Below are 17826 nucleotides of genomic sequence, written 5' to 3' on the forward strand. Positions count from 1 at the left end.
TGGGTAAGATTTTGAGAAATTTTTACTACAAACAAGAGAGAAATTTATGAATAGAAAACGTATCTACAACCCAAGTTCAAATGAAAATTTGACAGACAGAAGAGTCTTTAACGGCAACCCACACGGCATTTTAAATTTCACCAAGGCAAAATACGAGTGGGCGTTAAAGCTTTGGGACCTCATGGAGGCAAACACCTGGTTTCCAAAAGAGGTCGACACCACCGACGACGTGCGCGACTACGCCTATAACCTCACAGAGGCTGAAAAACGCATGTACGATCTCGTCTGGAGCCAGCTCATCTCGATGGATAGCTTTCAGACAAACAACCTAGCTGACAATATCAACCCCTACATCACCGCGCCAGAGATCAACGCCGTGCTAAGCCGCCAAGCCTACGAAGAGGCAAACCACAGCAAGTCTTACGCCGTTATGGTCGAAGCGATCTGTGACAACACCGACCTCATCTACGAGATGGAGAAGCACGACGATGTCTTACGTGAGAAAAACGACTATATCTCAAGCGTCTATGAAGAGCTTGCGGGCGAAGTGACTGACGAGAAGCTACTTCTTGCGATGGTTGCAAATCAAATTTTAGAGGGTATCTATTTTTACAGCGGCTTTACAGCGATCTACGCTCTAGCTCGCGCTGGCAAGATGCTAGGCTCAGCTCAAATGATCCGCTTCATACAACGCGACGAGATCACGCACTTGCTTTTATTTCAAAACATGATAAATTCAGTCCGCAAAGAGAGACCTGACCTCTTTACGCCTGAGACTGAGGCAAAAATTTATGATATGTTTGAAAAAGCTGGAAATTTAGAGATCAAATGGGGCAAATACATCACCCAAAACCAAATAATGGGCTTTACCGACGATATCATCGAGCAGTATATCCACTATCTCATTGATCAACGTCTAGTTGCGATCGGTCTAAAACGCAAATACAACGTCGCTCACCCGATCAAATGGGTCGATGACTTTGCGAAATTTAACGACCAAAAGTCAAATTTCTTTGAAGCAAAAGTGACAAACTACAGTAAGGGAAGTATCAGCTTTGATGACTTTTAAAAATGGCATTTTAGCCCTTGCCTGCGTGCTTTTTATAGGTTGTGCAAATAATAATCAAAGGATAATTGATCAAGCAAATAAAAATAATCTAGAAAATTTCTATGCCTACAAGCTTGTCAAGGTAAAAGAGACAAACCAAGCGGAAGTCTATCAAGAGATGCCAAATGGTGAACTTGCACCAAGTTTCGCATCGCTAGGATCTGTGCTAGGAAATGACGTGATGCTTGGCATAAACAAACAGTGCGGTTTTGAAGCAAAAGACCTAAAAGAGGTAAGAGTGGTTTCACATGATGAGGATAGAGGTCTTGGCTTTGAGGTCTGGGTTTTTAATGACCCACTCTCCAAGCGCGATGATAAAATCACAGCTATAAGCGTTATTTTAAAAGCCACACCAAACATCGGTGGTACGGATATAAACTATAAAATTCCAAAAGACTGCCATGACGAAAAGCCTATGACATTTGTATTTGGAAAATAAATGAGCGAAAATTTAAACCTAATAAGCCTAACTTTAAAGGCAAAAAATGCAACGGATCGCCTAGAGGAGCTTGCAAATTTAGTTGAGGCTGCACCTGAAAACTCACTCATTCTTGCAAGCGAGCTTTGCATCAGCGGATATGACTTTGACGGCTTTTTTGCAGGGGCGAACAAAGCGATGCTTGGTGGCATGATAGGCAGCTTTGATGCGATGCTACTTGAACGCTTACAAGAGGCACTTAGTCCAGATAAATTTCTTGGTTTTACGCACCTTAGCAGCCTAAACAAAAGCGCAGGGCTCGCTCAAATTTCAAATCTAAATCCGCACCAGCCAAAAATTTATAACGAATTTTTGCTTCTTAACTCAAATAACGTCTTTCATTCGCAGTTTAAGGCTGAGCTTTTTAGGCCAAATTTAGAGCATGAGATCTTTGCTGCTGGCGAGGTGAGCGATATAAATACATTTACATTTAAAGGGCTAAAGCTTGGCGTGCTGATATGCTTTGAGCTGCGTGATAGCAGGCTTTGGGCAAAGCTAAGAGGATGCGACATCATCATGGTGCCAGCCATGTGGGGCAAGGCTAGAGAGGACGCCTACCTTAGCCTTTGCAAGGCTCTAGCTATCGCAAACAACTGCTACGTCATGATCTCAAGCTCACTTGCATTAGAAGTTGCTGGGGTATTTTTACCAAATGGCACACTTGTTAAAGAAACGATATTTGATACAAATTTAATAAAAGAGATCAAGACGAATTTAGGGATTTTATAAATTTTAAGATAAGTTTTAAATCGTATAATAACGATTTAATTTTTATTTAGGATATAAATTTTGACCCAACTAGAAGCGATAAAATGCCAAAATTTAGCTAGCGATATAGCCGATGAGATCACACTAAGTCCGCTTTTGTTCGATGCGATAGCTACCACTGAGCGTGAAATTTTTGTACCAATTACTGCACATGCTTATAAACTTGACGCGCAGCCCATACTGGGCAATCAATGGATCAGCTCACCGCTAACCGTTGCAAAAATGACAATGGCACTAGAGTGCGAAAATATGGATAACATCCTAGAGATAGGCTGCGGTAGTGGCTATCAAGCAGCGATTTTAAGCAAACTTGCGCATAGAATTTTTAGCGTCGAGCGTATAGAAAAGCTAGCTATGGAGGCGAAAAAACGCTTTGAAACGCTAAAAATCAGAAACGTGCACGTAAGATATGATGATGGAAACAACGGCTGGCGAAGCTACGCACCGTTTGACCGTATCTTGCTCTCGGCTGCTGCTGACGAGATCTCACCAAATTTATTTGCACAGCTAAAAAATGGCGGTATCTTGGTCGCTCCAATGAAAAAAGATGGCAAACAATTTATCGCTAAATTTAAAAAAGATAAAGATGGGAATTTAGAAAAAGAGTACTTGGATGAGTGCCTTTTTGTGCCACTTCTTGAAGGTAGAGAGTAGCCCAAAATAAGGCAAAGCCTAAGCCTTGCCTAAATGTTAGAATTTATAAGTATAGCCTGTATAAATTCCTATAGTTGTATCTCTTAGCTGAGCTCCGCTATTTTTCTTATAAAAAGTCTTATCAGCTTTTAAGCCAAACTCGATCGCGTTATGTTCATCAAATGAGTAGATACCGCCCGCTTTTGCACCAACTAGCAAGCCTTTAAAATTTTTCTTACTTGTTTCGTTATTAAATCTCTCTCTAACGCTCAAGTAGCCAAGACCTGTGTATCCGCCAAGAACGGCTTTAAAATTTTCAGTGATGTTTGGTGTATAGTCGGCACCGGCTAAAAGCTTGTGTTTACTCCATTTTGCGTCTGATTCGCCAGCATTTTTCCTGGCTTTAAAGTCATAATAATAACCGCCATACGCTCTATAGCTGTCAAAATCATAACCACCATAAAAGCCAAGACCATAGTGACCTTTTTTGAAGTTATTTCTCTCACTACTTGCTATGTTTTTTGTTTTGATTTTTGAGTTAAACGAATAATCACCCTCACCACCAACAAATGCACCTTGAGCTAGTGCCACTGAGCTTACCAAAGCTAGAACCAAGCTTGATTTTACAAGTAAATTTTTCATACCTCTCCTTTAAAAAATTTCTGAGATTTTACATCTAAGCTTTTAATTTGGCTATAAATTTATTACTGATGGTAAATATAGTAAGTGTGAGTATTATTAAGAAGATAAGAGTAAAAATACTTAAATTTAGCACGGCTTTAGGGCAAATCCTAAGCCCATAGCCATGCCAAATTTATTAAGTTACGCCCTAAAAATGCACTTTAAATTTCGCCCAAAAGCTTCTGCCAGGCTCATAAAGCCTCGTGCCGTTAGGGATAGTCTCGTAGCCTGCGATACCGCCGCCGTAGCCGCCTTTTGAGTTATGATAGGCGTATTTGGCGTCGTTTAGGTTTTCCGCCGCTAGCAAGAATTGATAATTTTTATATTTATAGCCCGCGCTTAGCCCCAGCGTCCAGAAGCTATCACTCTTGCCAAGATCCATGCCACCCACGTCGCCGTAGCCTTTTTGCGCGCGGTTTTGCGACGCGTTAGCGTAGAAGTCGGCTTTGACGAACCAGTCTGGCTTTTCTAGTCCGGCGCTTAGTTTAAACGTTAAAGGAGAAACCTTAGGCAACGCGTCGCCGTCTTTTAGGCCGCCCGCGTTTTTAGTCACTTTGCCGTAGACATAGGATACGCCGGCACCCAGCCTAAACATATCGGCTAGTAGCGTGTCGCCCTCGATCTCGCCGCCGTATAGTAAAGCATCGGTATTAAATACATTTGAAGACATACCCATAGGACTATATTTTATCATTATGTAATCATCCATCTTTGAGACGAAAAAATTCGCGCTTAGTTCGTAATTTTTATCTTTTAGCACTGCGCCAAAATCCAGCTGAGTATTTTTTTCTTTACGTAGCTCTAAGTTCGGGTCCTTATTTGTTTCCCAGTGATCAGGCAGTCTTTGTGCATGCCCTAGCCCTGCATAAAGCGTTAAATTTTGCAGATATTTTTCGTATCTAAAAAAGCCTGAGAATAAATTTTCGCTTCTACTTTTATGCGTTAGTAATTGCTTTCTCTCGCCGACGTCTAGCCTAAGTCCGCCAAAAGCCCGTAGTCGTTTTCAAGGACGTATTCGTCTTGAGTGTAGATCGTTTTATACGTTACCTTGCGCTCTTTTGCGTGCGGCTTTGATAGGGCAGCGTCCATTTTGGCTTTAGATACGCCCGCCATACCGCTTCCGGCGCCTCTCCACTTAAATACATCCTCAGAGTACCCAGCGCCAAGATAGCTTGTTAGATTATCGAAATTTAACTCGCCTTCTAGCTTAAAGCCGTACATATCTCGTATCGGGTGACTGATGCTATATCCTCTGCCCATTGCGTTACCAGGCACTATCGGACGCACCGGACGCATGGTAAAGTTATCCATTATGTGATCGATTTGATGATAATACGAGCTTAGCCTGATCTTGTGCTCGCCGACGTCTTGTTCAAATTTTAGTCCGAAAGACTTGCGGTCAAACTGCACGCCGTCTCTCATCCTATCGGCATACGCCGCTTCTCCATTACCCAGATCCGCGCTTAACTGTAAGGCCGTAGTATCCGTGGGCGTTAGCGTACCCACTAGCGAGACGCTGTTGCGTTTATGGTGCGTATGCATTTTCTGCCCACCGCCGCTTTTATAGTCGCCGCTCTGGTAGTGTCCGCCAGAAATTTCTAGGCTTCCTAGCTCGTTACCCGCCGCTACGTCCGCGGCAGTTTCAAATCTTCTAAAACTGCCGCCCAGCACGCTTACGTTTCCTCCGAAGCTCGGTTTTGACAGCCTTGCTATCTCTCTATCGAAAAATATACCGCCGCTAATGAGCGCGCCGTATCTGACGTCTTGCGGGCCTTTTACGATGCGAACCGAGCTGTAGTTTTGAGCCGAGATGTAAGTGATTGGCGTATCCATGCGCATACCGCAACCGCCGTTTAGAGTGCTACCGTCGATCAGCACCGGCAGCCTAGCCGCCGTCTGCGAACGATAATAAACCTCGCTGCCGCCTCCGCCCTTACGCTCCATTGTAAAGCCGCTCAAATTTAAAAGCGATTTAGCGATGTCGCTGTTTTCCAGTATCGCGCCTTTGCCCACTATTTGAGCCTTTGTAGGTTCTTCAAGAATGGATTTTTGTATCTTTGCAGAAACGGTAACCGGAGCCAGGTCTATCGTTTCCTCAGCACCAAGCATTAAATTTGGTACTAAAGCAAATGCTAAAACGTAAGAAATTTTCATGTTTAGTCCTATGAAATTAATATTTAAAATTAAAATTAAAGTAAAAATGAACTTAAATAAAGTATAAATATTTATATAACATTAATTTTACAATACAGAAATTTGACTCAAATAGTATTATTTTAGTTAGACTGCATTAAATATATAAAGAAACAATTTTGGTGAATTAAAACCGAAGCAATCTCGGTTTTGTTAAAATTTAGCATTATAAAACCGAGATAAAATTTATAAAATCTCTTTTATAAGTAGCTGTGGAGTAACAAGTCCGCGGAATGAATTTTTTGATATACAAAAGATAATATCTATCATCTCGCCCACTCTAGCATGTCTTGTAAAGTTAAAAAATAGAGCCTCAAGCGTTTTATTATCCTTTTGCAAGATGAGCTTTAAGTGGTTTTGATCTCTTCCTATAAGTCTTTCGTTTTTAACAAGAGCATTTTTTATCTTAAATACTGGGCGAGGATTCTTCTGTCCATACGGCTCATAAAATTCTAAAATTTCAAGCAGTTCAAAGTCTATCTCGCTTGGCATTATGTCACCAAGTAACTCGTCCGAGCTTTTGCACTCTTGCATATTTAGGCATGAGCAACTTTTATTTATCGCTTCTTTAAATTTCACCAAATTTTCAGGCGTAAGTGTAAGTCCAGCCGCTCCTTTATGACCACCGTAGCTTGTTAGTAAATTTTCGTGGCTTGCTATGAGAGATAATATATCGAGCTTACCAATGCTTCTAGCGCTGCCTTTTGCACGGCCTTTATCTATACTAAAGACGATAGCTGGCTTTGCAAAGTGCTTTGCTAGGCGGCTAGCTACGATGCCTATCACACCCTCGTGCCACTGCTCACCCCAAGTGATAATGACTTCATCGTCTTCTTTTACGTCCTTTAGCGAGCACTCAAAGAGTTGGCGCTCTTCCTCTTTTCTGGAGTTGTTAAATTCAATGATCATATCAAGATAGTTGTAGGCTTCCTCGATACTTTTAGCACGTAAAAAGTTAAATGAATTCATCGCATCGTCCATGCGTCCGGCTGAATTTATAAGCGGAGCTATAAGAAAGCTAATATCATCACACTCAAATTTTTCCTTACCATAAAACTCTTTTATAGCGTGAAATGCGGAACGCTTAGACGCATTTAGCTTACAAATGCCAAGACGAACAAGCATTCTATTCATATCTCTTAGCTCCATCATATCAGCGATTATCGCGATAGCTAAAAGCTCTAGAAATTTGCTCATATCATAATTTAGCCCAAAAACATCCTTTAACGCTCCAACCAAATACCAAGCGACCTCAGCGCCACAAATTTCGATATTTGGGAAGTTGCAGTCTTCTTGTTTTGGATTAATGATCGCATAAGCTTCTGGGAGAACAGCTGGTGGCATGTGATGATCAGTGATAATAAGATCGATGCCTTTTTCTTTGCAGATAATGGCCGCATCGTTTGCAGAGATGCCGTTATCAACGGTTATAATCAAGCTTACATCGGCTGAGAGTTCGTCTATTATCTCAGGGTTTAGCCCATATCCATCTTTAAATCTATTTGGAATTTTTACTAGGTAGTCTTTCACGCCAAGATCATCAAAAAACTCGGCCAAAATTACGCTCGAAACCACACCGTCAACATCATAATCGCCCACAATGGCTATACGCTCGTTTTTCTCGATCGCTTCTTTTATGCGGTTAGCGCCTTTGTATATATCTTTTAAGGCACTTGGTGTCGGAATTTCACTAATTTTTTTATGTATGTCGTTACAAAATCTATGCGCTAGTAAATTCCTTATATCCTCTTTATTTAGCATGGTTTTGGCAAGAATTTTTAAAGAACTTGCCAACTTTATTTAATGCCACTTGTTTACTTAAATTTACACCCATATTGCCAAAAATTTGGCTATAAAAATACTTCTTTTTCATCGCAATCTTTCGTCTTTATTTTGAATGCTTGGATTATATCTTTTTGAAATTTAATTTCTTATAATTTTAAATAAAAGTAGGATTTATAGGGCCAAGGATATGTTTGAAGGCTATATTAAATTGATAGTCTTTACAAATTTATCGCCGCCAAAGCAAGCGTAATATAAAATACCGAAGTCTTTAAAAAAGGACGAAAAATGAACGTAAAATTTGACATGACTCCTGGATACGGAGAAAAACAGTTAAAAGAATTCGGCTACTCACAAGTGGCCGTGATAGGCGACCGCATTGAAATTTCGGGGCAAGGCGGCTGGGACGACCGCTGGAATTTCCCGCAAAATTTAAAAGACGAGATAGAACAAGCCTTTAAAAACGTAGAACGCACGCTGGCCGTAGTCGGAGCCTCTTGGAACGATGTTTTTAGCGTGCACTCATATCACGTAGGCTTTGAGCCGGCGGTAAACGGCATAATGACCAAGCTTTTTAAAAAATACATGCCCACTCATGCGCCGCTTTGGACATGCCTTGGAGTAGAGAAACTAGGCGATCCGAAAATGCGCGTAGAGATACGTGTCAGCGCCGTGGCCAAAAAAAATTCAAGCCACTCGGACGAAAATTTGCGCTCGTTTTGAGCTAAATTTGAGTCTTGTGGCAAAATTCAAAAACGCAGTGAACTAAAAACGAAAGCAAATTTTAAAAATCGGCAAGCGTAAATTTAGCAGAAAATTTAAAGGTGGCGGGACGTGAAATTTGAGCGAGTAAAGACGGTGAAAAGTAAAATTTAAGAGAGTAAAAGAGAAATTTTAGAGCGCAAAGGCTCTAAATTTAAGATTTGACGTTTTCTAAACTTGCCTTTATAAAGCCTAATATCACAGGATTTGGTTTAGTTAGACGGCTAGTAAATTCAGGATGGCACTGCACGCCCACAAACCATGGATGGCCTTTTAGCTCGATAGCCTCTATCAGTCCATCGCTCTCACCGCTTACCAAAAGACCATTTTTCTCAAAAATTTCTTTATATTTTGGATTTGCCTCGTAGCGGTGGCGGTGGCGCTCTTTTACACTCTTTGCATTGCCATAAATTTCAGCTAAAAGTGTCTTTGGTTTGATGTCGCAGTTATATGCTCCAAGCCTCATCGTGCCGCCAAGTGGGCTTGTGTGCGTTCTTATCTGTTTTTTGCCGTGAGCGTCGATAAAGCTATCGATTAGATAGATGATAGGGTTTTTACACTCTTTGTCAAATTCCATAGAATTTGCATCTTCTAAGCTCAAAACATCTCTTGCAAACTCAATGAGTGCTAGCTGCATACCAAGGCAAATTCCAAGATAAGGGATCTTATTTTCACGAGCAAATTTTATAGCTTGCATCTTGCCTAAAACGCCCCTCTCGCCAAAGCCGCCAGCAACCAAGATGCCATCTACGTCCTTTAAAAGCTCATTTACATTGTTCTCTTCTATCTTTTCACTATCTATCCAGCGTAAATTTACCCTAGCATCCAAATTTGCTCCAGCGTGGATGATGCCCTCAGTTAGACTCTTGTAGCTCTCTTTTAGGTCGATATATTTACCTACAAATGCTATTGTAGTTTCATTTGTTGGAGCTATGATTCTTTTTACTAGACTATCCCACTTTGCCATGTCTGGTTTTAGCTCATTAAAGCCTAAATTTTCAGCGATTGGAGTTAGTATGTCTTGCTTTAAAAATGAAAGTGGAATTTGATAGATACTTGCGCTGTCTAAGCTCTCTATGACACAATTTTTCTCAACACCACAGCTTGCTGCTATCTTATCTTTTAGCTCGCGGTTTAGTGGCATTTCAGATCTGCAGATGATGATATCTGGTGTTATGCCTATACGTCTTAGCTCGCCTACACTGTGTTGGGTTGGCTTTGTCTTTAGCTCGCCAGCTACTTTGATAAATGGCACAAGCGTTAGATGGATATTTAGCGCTCTTTTTTTGCCAACTTCCACTCTTAAAGCTCTTATCGCCTCTAAAAATGGTAACCCCTCGATGTCGCCAACGGTTCCGCCGATCTCAACGATTAGCACATCTTTGCCCTCGCCTGCCTTTTTGATGCGATCAACTATCTCGCCAACGATGTGAGGGATAACTTGAATAGTCTTTCCAAGGTAGTCGCCACGGCGCTCTTTTTCGATGACCGAGCTATAAACTCTACCCGTTGTGAAGTTATTATCTTGACTTAGGCTCTCATCTAAAAATCTCTCATAGTGGCCAAGGTCAAGATCTGTCTCTGCACCATCGTCTGTGACAAAAACTTCGCCATGTTCTAGCGGGCTCATCGTGCCAGGATCTACGTTGATATATGGATCAGCTTTTAAAACACTTACTTTTAGTCCGGAATTTTTTAAAAGAGTCGCGATAGACGCAGCTGCGATGCCTTTTCCAAGTGAGCTTAAAACACCACCTGTGATAAAAATGTACTTCGTCTCTTTTGCCATTAAATTTCCTTAAATTTATTTATTTTTTAATTGCGGATTATACCCCTTAAATATTTAGTAAGGCATTAATCGTATAAATTTTAAAAATTATTCTTTAAGTCTTTTTGTTATAGACTTCAAAAACTATGATAAAAAACTACCTAAACATCATTGCCTCTTTATATATAGAGGGCTTTAAAAATATGAAAATAGGCAAAAAATTATGGCTTCTCATAATAATAAAGCTTATCATCATGTTTGGAATTTTAAAAGCCTTCATCTTTAACGAGACTCTTAATACCAAATTTCAAACCGACGAAGAAAAAAGCGAATTTGTTATTCGTAATCTAATAAAGGAATAAAATGTCTGAGATGGATTTTGTTGATTGGTCTAGGGCTCAGTTTGCGCTGACTGCCATTTACCACTTTTTGTTTGTCCCACTTACTTTGGGGCTAAGTTTTATCATCGCCATTATGGAGACGATATATGTTAAAACCGGCGATAAAGTCTGGCTTGAGATAACGAAATTTTGGCTAAAGCTCTTTGGTATAAATTTCGCTATCGGCGTTGCTACTGGCATCATCATGGAGTTTGAATTTGGTACAAACTGGGCAAATTACAGCTGGTTTGTCGGCGATATATTCGGCGCTCCACTTGCTATTGAAGGCTTGCTCGCATTTTTCATGGAGAGTACATTTTTTGCCATTATGTTTTTTGGCTGGGATAAAGTCAGCAAAAAATTTCACCTACTTTCAACTTGGCTTGTTGCGATTGGTTCAAATTTAAGCGCACTTTGGATCTTGATCGCAAATGGCTGGATGCAATATCCTATCGGCATGAAATTTAACCCAGATACCGCTAGAATGGAGATGGAAAATTTCTTCGAAGTAGCGCTAAATCCACTTGGTATTAGTAAATTTTTACACACAGTAACTAGCGGCTACACTATCTCAGCTCTTTTTGTGATAGGAATTTCTGCTTGGTTTTTAATCAAAAAACGCCACATATTACTAGCTAAAAAAAGTATCGTCGTTGCTAGCGCATTTGGACTTATCACATCGGTATTTTTGCTACTTAGCGGCGATGAGAGCGCATATTTTGTAGCTCAAAAGCAGCCTATGAAGCTTGCAGCCATGGAGGGACTTTATAAGGGCGAGAAAAACGCTGGTCTAGTTGCCGCTGGTATTTTAAACCCAGCTAAAAAGCTTGGCGATGAAAGCGATGCATTTTTGTTTGAGATAAAAGTACCTTATGCGCTTGGCATCATGGCAAACAGAGAACTAGACTCATTTACACCAGGCATTGACGACCTACTTTATGGCAATAATGAGCACAATCTAATAAGCGTCGAAGAGAAGATGGCAAAGGGTAAAGTAGCTATCGAAGCTCTTAAAAACTACAAAGAAGCCAAAAAAGCAAATGACGAGAGCTTGATGAAAAGCTCGCTTTCAAATTTAGAAAGCAACCTAAATTTCTTAGGATATGGCTATCTTAAAGACGCAAAAGAAGCTGTGCCACCAGTTGCACTTACATTTTATAGCTTCCACATCATGGTTGCTCTTGGTACTTACTTCATAGCTCTTTTTGCTATCACTCTTTATCTAAATCTCTCAAGAAAATATAAATTTGAAAACATAAGAGCATTTTTATGGATCTGCCTCTTTACCATACCGCTTGGCTACATCGCAGCTGAAGCTGGCTGGATAGTAGCAGAGGTCGGCCGTCAGCCTTGGGTGATACAAGATCTCATGACCGTTGGCGTAGGAGCTACAAATTTATCTGACTCAAATGTCAAAATTTCATTTACATTATTTGCTGTTTTATTTACGGTCTTGCTGATTGCCGAGATCAAAATCATGCTTAAGCAAATAAAGATAGGATTTAACGACCATGCATAGTTTAAGCTTAGAAAATTTACAAATTTATTGGTGGTTTATAGTTAGCCTTCTTGGCGGACTTTTAGTCTTTATGATGTTTGTTCAAGGTGGTCAAACGCTCATCTTTAGCCTTGGCAAGGACGAGATTAAAAAAGATATGCTCATAAATTCTATCGGTAGAAAATGGGAGCTTACATTTACGACGCTTGTTATGTTTGGAGGCGCGTGCTTTGCGGCGTTCCCGCTATTTTACGCTACGAGTTTTGGTGGCGCTTACTGGGTTTGGCTGGCTATTTTATTTTGCTTTATCATCCAAGCTGTAAGCTACGAGTACCGCAAAAAGCCTGATAACTTCTTAGGCGCTAGAACTTATGAAATTTTCCTTTTCATAAATGGCTCACTTGGCGTTATCCTTATTGGCATGGCGGTTAGTACATTTTTTAGCGGAAGTGACTTTGTGCTAAATGAGCACAACTTTGTCGAGTGGAAGACTCCGTTTCGCGGCCTTGAAGCTTTGGCAAATCCTTACTTGTACTTGCTTGGCATAGCGATGTTTTTCCTATCTCGCGTAGGCGGCTGCTTATACCTTATAAATAACATCGCGGACGGCGAATTTATACAAAACGCCAGAAAGCAACTGCTTGTTAATACCGTGCTATTCTTGCCATTTTTCTTAGGATTTCTTGCGTGGATACTTACAAAAGATGGCTTTGCATACGACGCAAATGGCGTAGTTAGCCTTATGCCTTACAAATACGCTATAAATTTGATCGAAATGCCTATCGTTGGCGCGCTACTGCTTATTGGCGTTCTTTTGGTACTTGTTGGAATTTTCCAAGGGGCATTTACAAAAAGCATACGTGGAATTTTTGCTTATGGCCTTGGCGTTACGCTAGCTGTAACCGCACTATTTTTGATAACAGGCCTAAATGGTACTGCGTTTTATCCGTCATTTAGCGACCTTTCTAGCTCGCTAACTATCAAAAATGCAAGCTCTAGCCACTATACGCTTGGCGTTATGGCCTATGTTAGTTTGCTAGTGCCAGTAGTGCTTGCTTATATCATCGTCGTTTGGCGAGCGATAGATAGCAAGAAGATCACGCAAGACGAGATCAAAAACGATCATCACGCATACTAAGGATACAAAGATGTTAGAAGCAGGAATTTTTTTGATACTTTGGCCAGTGACATTGTTTGCTAGCTACAAATTTGTACTATTTGCTTTAAAGAAATTTGAAGCAAATAACTAAAATTTAGGGGCTTTTGCTCCTAAATTCTTCTTTTTTTACTCTTTAAAACGACTTCTTTATAAATTTACTTAAGCCACTTTTCATATAAGCGTTAGTTCTGTGTGAAATTTAGGTAGTAAGATATCATTAAATTTTATTAAAGGAGCGAAAATGAGCAAGAATTTCTTAGGTTCTGTTGCCCTTGCGGCTGTTTTGGTTAGTGGTCTTAGTGTAGGCATCACGCCACTAGAGGCTGGAGTCCTGGCTCATCACGTAAAGGTTCAAGGCGAACTTGGATCAGTCTTTATAAATCCTTACGACGTATCTCCGCTAACTGCGATCATCGATAGAGCTGGCAAAGATATCAAAGATATCCACGTCAAAGTAAAAGGCAAGCCAGATGGTGGTATCGATATCGACTACAATGTCTCAGAGCATGCCCTGCTTACGCATGATGGTGTGCCTATTTGGGGACTTTATCCTGACTATCTAAACGAGGTCGTGCTTAGTTATACATTTAACGGAGCTAAAAAGGTAGAAATATATAAAATTTACGCCCAGCCTATCGTCACATATAGCCGTGATTTTAGATTTTCTCACATGCAAAAGACTCGCGTCAAAAAGGTCGATCCTGCCTTTAAAAACAGGCTCTATCTCATAAATAACACGATCACAAGCGTCTATAAACCACTTGATTGGAAAAATGGCGGAGCTGCTAGCTGGAACGACTTTACCGAAAACTACATCGTAGATACCAAAGGCGAAGTCAGATGGTATCTTGACTATCAAAAATTTTACGACCGCAGCGAGCGCAGAGTGATGGATGGAGGCATGATGATGGGCTTTCATCAGCTAAAAAATGGCGATATCAGCTTTGGTATGGCTCAAAGATATCTAAGATATGACCTTATGGGAAAAGAAATTTATAACCGCCCGCTTCCAAGAGGCTACATCGATCTAAGCCATGAAGTTATGCCATTAAAGGATGATCACGCACTTCTTAGGGTTGGCAAATACAACTACCACCACAAAGATGGCAAAATTTCTCACACTATAAGAGACCACATCATCGAGGTCGATAGCACCGGTAAGGTGGTCGAAGAGTGGGATCTAAATGAAATTTTTGGTAACAACGTCTACCGCAGCAACCTCATAAAAGCGCTTGATGCTAGAGCTGTTTGCCTAAACATCGACATGGACGCAAAGGAGATAAAGATAAGTAATGATCTACCATTTGGCGACATCACCTCTACTGGCACAGGTAGAAACTGGGCTCACGTAAATTCTATCTCATACGATGAGAGCGACGATAGCATTATCCTCTCACTTCGCCACCAAGGTATCGTTAAAATCGGCCGCGATAAAAAAGTAAAATGGATACTAGCTTCGCCTGAGGGCTGGAGTGAAGAATTTAAAGCCAAAGTACTAACTCCAGTTGACAGCAAAGGCAATAAGATAAAATGCGAAAACTCAAAATGCGAGGGCGAATTTGACTGGTCATGGACTCAGCACACTGCATGGCTAACACCAAGATATGATAACAAAGGCAGTGTAAAACACCTAAGCGTCTTTGACAATGGCGATGCAAGAGGCATGGAGCAGCCAGCCTTTAAAGAGGATAAATATTCACGTGCGGTTGAGTACAAGATAGATGAGAAAAAGGGCACGGTTGAGCAAACTTGGCAGTTTGGTAAGGAGCGTGGCTTTGACTTTTATAGCGCAGTCACTAGCAACGTCGAGTGGCAAAAGGATAAAAATACCTACTTCATCTCAAGCTCAAATGTAAATTTGCTCCGTCCTGATAAGACTATCAAAATGGTCTTAGTTGAGATCGATCCAAAGACAAATGAGATCAAATTTGAGATGGACGTGGACTCTGCTTCAAGAGATGATGTTGCTTATAGGGCGATGGTTATTGATCCGGAGGTATTTAGTTATTAGCAGTATCTGGTGTGAGATTTTTCTCTCACCAGCTTTTAGTTGTTGTTTTGAAATTTATAGATTGCTTCTTTGATTCTAGTAAGGTTAAAATTTATCGCTCGCTCTAGCTCTGGCAAGTCTATATCTTTATCAGCTTCAAATGCTTTTACCATATCGCTTAGCTCTTTTGTTTCATCACTTGCAAGAACTGTGCTTTTAAAATCATCATCGTCTATCTGGTCAAATTTTAAAAAGATCGATGCAAATTTATCTTTTAAAATTTCTTTATTTAGCTTTCTATTTTCCAAAGCTTTCTTTGTTCCACCATTTTTATTACAGGTTCTAAATATAGAATCTATTGTTTCATTCACTTCATCAAGTAAAATTTCTGTTTTTTCACTTTGCATATAAAACTCTCTTAACTATAAATTAAATTTAAAATAAAAGCTAAATCGCTCTTGTTTTGGAGATTAGAAGTTGTTTTACTTCTTCGCGTAAAAAGGAAAAATTAAAGTTATATTTATGAAGTTATTTTCATAAAAGTTTGCGCCAGAATTTAAAATTTTAGTTTGCATTGGCATCACTTTTATGCCCTCTCTTTTTGCGATCATTTTCTCATCCTTGTTAAAAAATTTTATCGCATTGTATAAATTTTCATAAGTCTTGTAAATTGTACCAAGGTACAATAAAGCCCTATAAATCAATATTTATAACACATTGATAATATTTTTACGTTATTATTTTGCATACTGCTTTGATTAAAATTACCGAAATTTCGTAGCTATTTAGCTCATCCTTTTTGGATAAATTTTACAAATTTAATGTGTTATTTATGTAATAAAAAAATTTTTAAATTTGCAAAAATTTTTTAAAATCTTTGATACTTTATATGTGATAAAATCCTCTCAAATTTTAAAAAAGGATCAAATTTGAGAAGCGACATAATCAAAAAAGGCTACACAAGAGCCCCACACCGCTCACTTTTACGTGCGACTGGGCTAAAAGACAAAGACTTTGCCAAGCCATTTATCGGCGTTGCAAACAGCTTTATAGAGATCATTCCAGGCCACTTTTTCTTAAACAAATACGCTCAAATTTTAAAAGAAGAAATTCGCAAAAATGGCTGTATTCCATTTGAGTTTAACTGCATCGGCGTGGATGATGGCATCGCGATGGGGCATGGCGGCATGCTATATAGCTTGCCTAGCCGCGAGATCATCGCAAACTCGATAGAAACCGTGATGAACGCTCATGCACTTGACGCACTTGTTTGTATGCCAAACTGCGACAAGATCGTCCCTGGCATGGTTATGGGCGCTTTAAGAGTAAATGTACCGACCGTATTTGTAAGCGGTGGCCCAATGAAAAAGGGCTACACAAAAGATGGCAAGCCAATTGATCTTGCGACTGCGTTTGAGGCGGTTGGTAAATTTGAGACAAAAGAGATAGATGAGGCTGAGCTAAAAGATATTGAGTGCAACGCATGTCCAAGTGGTGGTAGTTGCAGCGGTATGTTTACAGCAAATTCTATGAACACACTTTGTGAAGCGATGGGCATAGCACTACCTGGCAACGGCACTATCCTTGCACTAACTCCGGAGCGTGAGGAGCTCATCAGGCAGGCTGCTCGCAGGATCTGCGAGATCGCCCTTGATGAGAAATTTAAGATAAGAAACATACTAAATGAAAAGGCGATCCGCAACGCGCTTGTCGTTGATATGGCAATGGGTGGTAGCAGCAACACCGTTCTTCACATGCTAGCCATCTCAAGAGAGGCTGGCGTAAATTTAGATATTAAAGAGCTAAATAAAATCAGCCAAAACATCGCTCACATCGCTAAGATCAGCCCAAGCTTGCCAAATGTGCACATGGAGGACATCGGCAGAGCTGGTGGTATGAATGCAGTTATAAAAGAAATTTCACGCAGAGATAATGGCATGCTAAATTTGGATAATCTCACAGTTAGTGGAGAAACTCTGGGAGAGCGCGTAGAGGTAAGTGACATCAAAGATGAAAGTATCATTCACAAAGTAGAAAACGCCTATTCACAAGTTGGCGGACTTGCCATTTTATTTGGAAATTTAGCCGAGCAAGGCTGTGTCATCAAGACAGCTGGCATAGTTGGCGAGCGTAAATTTAGCGGCAAAGCGGTCTGCTTTAACTCACAAGATGAAGCAATAGCTGGCATTTCAAGTGGTAAAGTAGATAAAGGCGATGTCGTCGTCATCCGCTACGAAGGTCCACGCGGAGGCCCTGGCATGCAAGAGATGCTAAGCCCTACTTCACTCATCATGGGACGAGGCCTTGGCGCAGACGTGGCGCTCATCACAGATGGTCGCTTTAGCGGGGCGACAAGGGGTCTAAGTATCGGTCACGTAAGCCCAGAAGCGGCTGAAGGCGGCATGATAGGCTTGCTGCAAGATGGCGACATCATCGATATAGACGTCGATAAATACGAGATAAACGTTCGCCTAAGCGAAGCCGAGATCGCAAAGAGAAGAGCAGAATTTAAGCCAGTTGATAAGGCGCTAACCTCCCGCTGGCTAAGGCAATACCGCAAACTAGTCACAAACGCAAGCAACGGAGCAGTGCTAGAAGCATAAAAATTTATTACAAAAGCAAGGAG

The 17826-nt window shown here is 40.6% G+C and carries 16 protein-coding genes and 1 pseudogene; 10 read left to right on the forward strand and 7 right to left on the reverse strand.

Annotated features, from left to right (window positions below; genetic code table 11):
- The first annotated feature begins 46 nt into the window (after nucleotides 1-46).
- From CVT15_RS09460 to CVT15_RS09475, 4 genes are read left to right on the forward strand one after another with little or no spacing between them, the layout of a single operon-like run.
- Entirely contained in the window at nucleotides 47-1069 is a 1023-nt protein-coding gene (locus tag CVT15_RS09460; protein ID WP_009494790.1) for a ribonucleotide-diphosphate reductase subunit beta, read from the forward strand.
- The gene (locus CVT15_RS09465; RefSeq protein WP_087586561.1) at nucleotides 1059-1547 is read left to right on the forward strand and encodes a hypothetical protein; all 489 of its coding nucleotides are present in this window, start codon (nucleotides 1059-1061) and stop codon (nucleotides 1545-1547) included. Before CVT15_RS09460 ends, CVT15_RS09465 begins: the two co-directional genes overlap by 11 nt.
- Entirely contained in the window at nucleotides 1548-2315 is a 768-nt protein-coding gene (locus CVT15_RS09470) for a carbon-nitrogen hydrolase family protein (RefSeq protein WP_087586560.1), read from the forward strand.
- Between the two features lie 60 nt (nucleotides 2316-2375).
- Complete coding sequence (locus CVT15_RS09475) at nucleotides 2376-3008, forward strand: protein-L-isoaspartate(D-aspartate) O-methyltransferase (RefSeq protein WP_103576629.1); 633 nt, start codon at nucleotides 2376-2378, stop codon at nucleotides 3006-3008.
- 36 nt (nucleotides 3009-3044) lie between these two features.
- Here the strand turns inward: CVT15_RS09475 and CVT15_RS09480 are convergent, their stop codons facing one another.
- From CVT15_RS09480 to recJ, 4 genes and pseudogenes are all read right to left on the reverse strand, one after another.
- The gene (locus tag CVT15_RS09480; RefSeq protein WP_103576630.1) at nucleotides 3045-3629 is read right to left on the reverse strand and encodes a hypothetical protein; all 585 of its coding nucleotides are present in this window, start codon (nucleotides 3627-3629) and stop codon (nucleotides 3045-3047) included.
- Between the two features lie 187 nt (nucleotides 3630-3816).
- A pseudogene (locus CVT15_RS09485) lies at nucleotides 3817-4602 on the reverse strand (TonB-dependent receptor domain-containing protein); the annotation flags it as partial.
- A gap of 35 nt (nucleotides 4603-4637) precedes the next feature.
- Nucleotides 4638-5822, reverse strand: a complete 1185-nt coding sequence (locus tag CVT15_RS09490; RefSeq protein ID WP_196373529.1) for a TonB-dependent receptor plug domain-containing protein — start codon at nucleotides 5820-5822, stop codon at nucleotides 4638-4640.
- Nucleotides 5823-6047: 225 nt separating this feature from the next.
- Nucleotides 6048-7622, reverse strand: coding sequence for a single-stranded-DNA-specific exonuclease RecJ (gene recJ / locus CVT15_RS09495; RefSeq protein WP_103577182.1), 1575 nt, complete (start codon nucleotides 7620-7622; stop codon nucleotides 6048-6050).
- A gap of 309 nt (nucleotides 7623-7931) precedes the next feature.
- Between recJ and CVT15_RS09500 the strand changes: the two genes are divergently transcribed.
- On the forward strand, nucleotides 7932-8366 hold the full coding sequence (locus tag CVT15_RS09500; protein WP_103577181.1) for a RidA family protein: 435 nt from the start codon (nucleotides 7932-7934) through the stop codon (nucleotides 8364-8366).
- 193 nt (nucleotides 8367-8559) lie between these two features.
- Here the strand turns inward: CVT15_RS09500 and CVT15_RS09505 are convergent, their stop codons facing one another.
- On the reverse strand, nucleotides 8560-10194 hold the full coding sequence (locus tag CVT15_RS09505; RefSeq protein WP_103577180.1) for a CTP synthase: 1635 nt from the start codon (nucleotides 10192-10194) through the stop codon (nucleotides 8560-8562).
- A 125-nt stretch (nucleotides 10195-10319) separates the two neighbouring features.
- On the opposite strand from CVT15_RS09505, the gene CVT15_RS09510 reads away from it, so the two are divergent.
- The 4 genes from CVT15_RS09510 to CVT15_RS09525 all read left to right on the forward strand — a co-directional run bounded on the left by CVT15_RS09510 (nucleotide 10320) and on the right by CVT15_RS09525 (nucleotide 15221).
- Nucleotides 10320-10535: a DUF4492 domain-containing protein gene (locus CVT15_RS09510; protein ID WP_021091886.1), complete on the forward strand. Its 216-nt coding sequence runs from the start codon at nucleotides 10320-10322 to the stop codon at nucleotides 10533-10535.
- 1 nt (nucleotide 10536) lies between these two features.
- Nucleotides 10537-12072, forward strand: coding sequence for a cytochrome ubiquinol oxidase subunit I (locus CVT15_RS09515; RefSeq protein WP_103577179.1), 1536 nt, complete (start codon nucleotides 10537-10539; stop codon nucleotides 12070-12072).
- Entirely contained in the window at nucleotides 12065-13189 is a 1125-nt protein-coding gene (locus tag CVT15_RS09520; protein ID WP_103577178.1) for a cytochrome d ubiquinol oxidase subunit II, read from the forward strand. The genes CVT15_RS09515 and CVT15_RS09520 overlap by 8 nt, the downstream gene beginning before the upstream one ends.
- A 262-nt stretch (nucleotides 13190-13451) precedes the next feature.
- A complete protein-coding gene (locus CVT15_RS09525) occupies nucleotides 13452-15221 on the forward strand; it encodes an aryl-sulfate sulfotransferase (RefSeq protein ID WP_103577177.1) in 1770 nt (589 codons plus the stop codon).
- A 35-nt stretch (nucleotides 15222-15256) separates the two neighbouring features.
- Here CVT15_RS09525 and CVT15_RS09530 read toward each other — a convergent pair whose 3' ends face one another.
- A complete protein-coding gene (locus tag CVT15_RS09530; protein ID WP_103577176.1) occupies nucleotides 15257-15607 on the reverse strand; it encodes a hypothetical protein in 351 nt (116 codons plus the stop codon).
- 75 nt (nucleotides 15608-15682) lie between these two features.
- Entirely contained in the window at nucleotides 15683-15886 is a 204-nt protein-coding gene (locus tag CVT15_RS09535) for a hypothetical protein (RefSeq protein WP_141089757.1), read from the reverse strand.
- 243 nt (nucleotides 15887-16129) lie between these two features.
- Here CVT15_RS09535 and ilvD point away from each other — a divergent pair, with 243 nt between their 5' ends.
- Nucleotides 16130-17803, forward strand: coding sequence for a dihydroxy-acid dehydratase (gene ilvD / locus CVT15_RS09540; RefSeq protein ID WP_103577175.1), 1674 nt, complete (start codon nucleotides 16130-16132; stop codon nucleotides 17801-17803).
- Nucleotides 17804-17826 lie beyond the last annotated feature (23 nt).

Source organism: Campylobacter concisus (assembly GCF_003048595.2).
Classification (GTDB): Bacteria; Campylobacterota; Campylobacteria; order Campylobacterales; family Campylobacteraceae; genus Campylobacter_A; species Campylobacter_A concisus_L.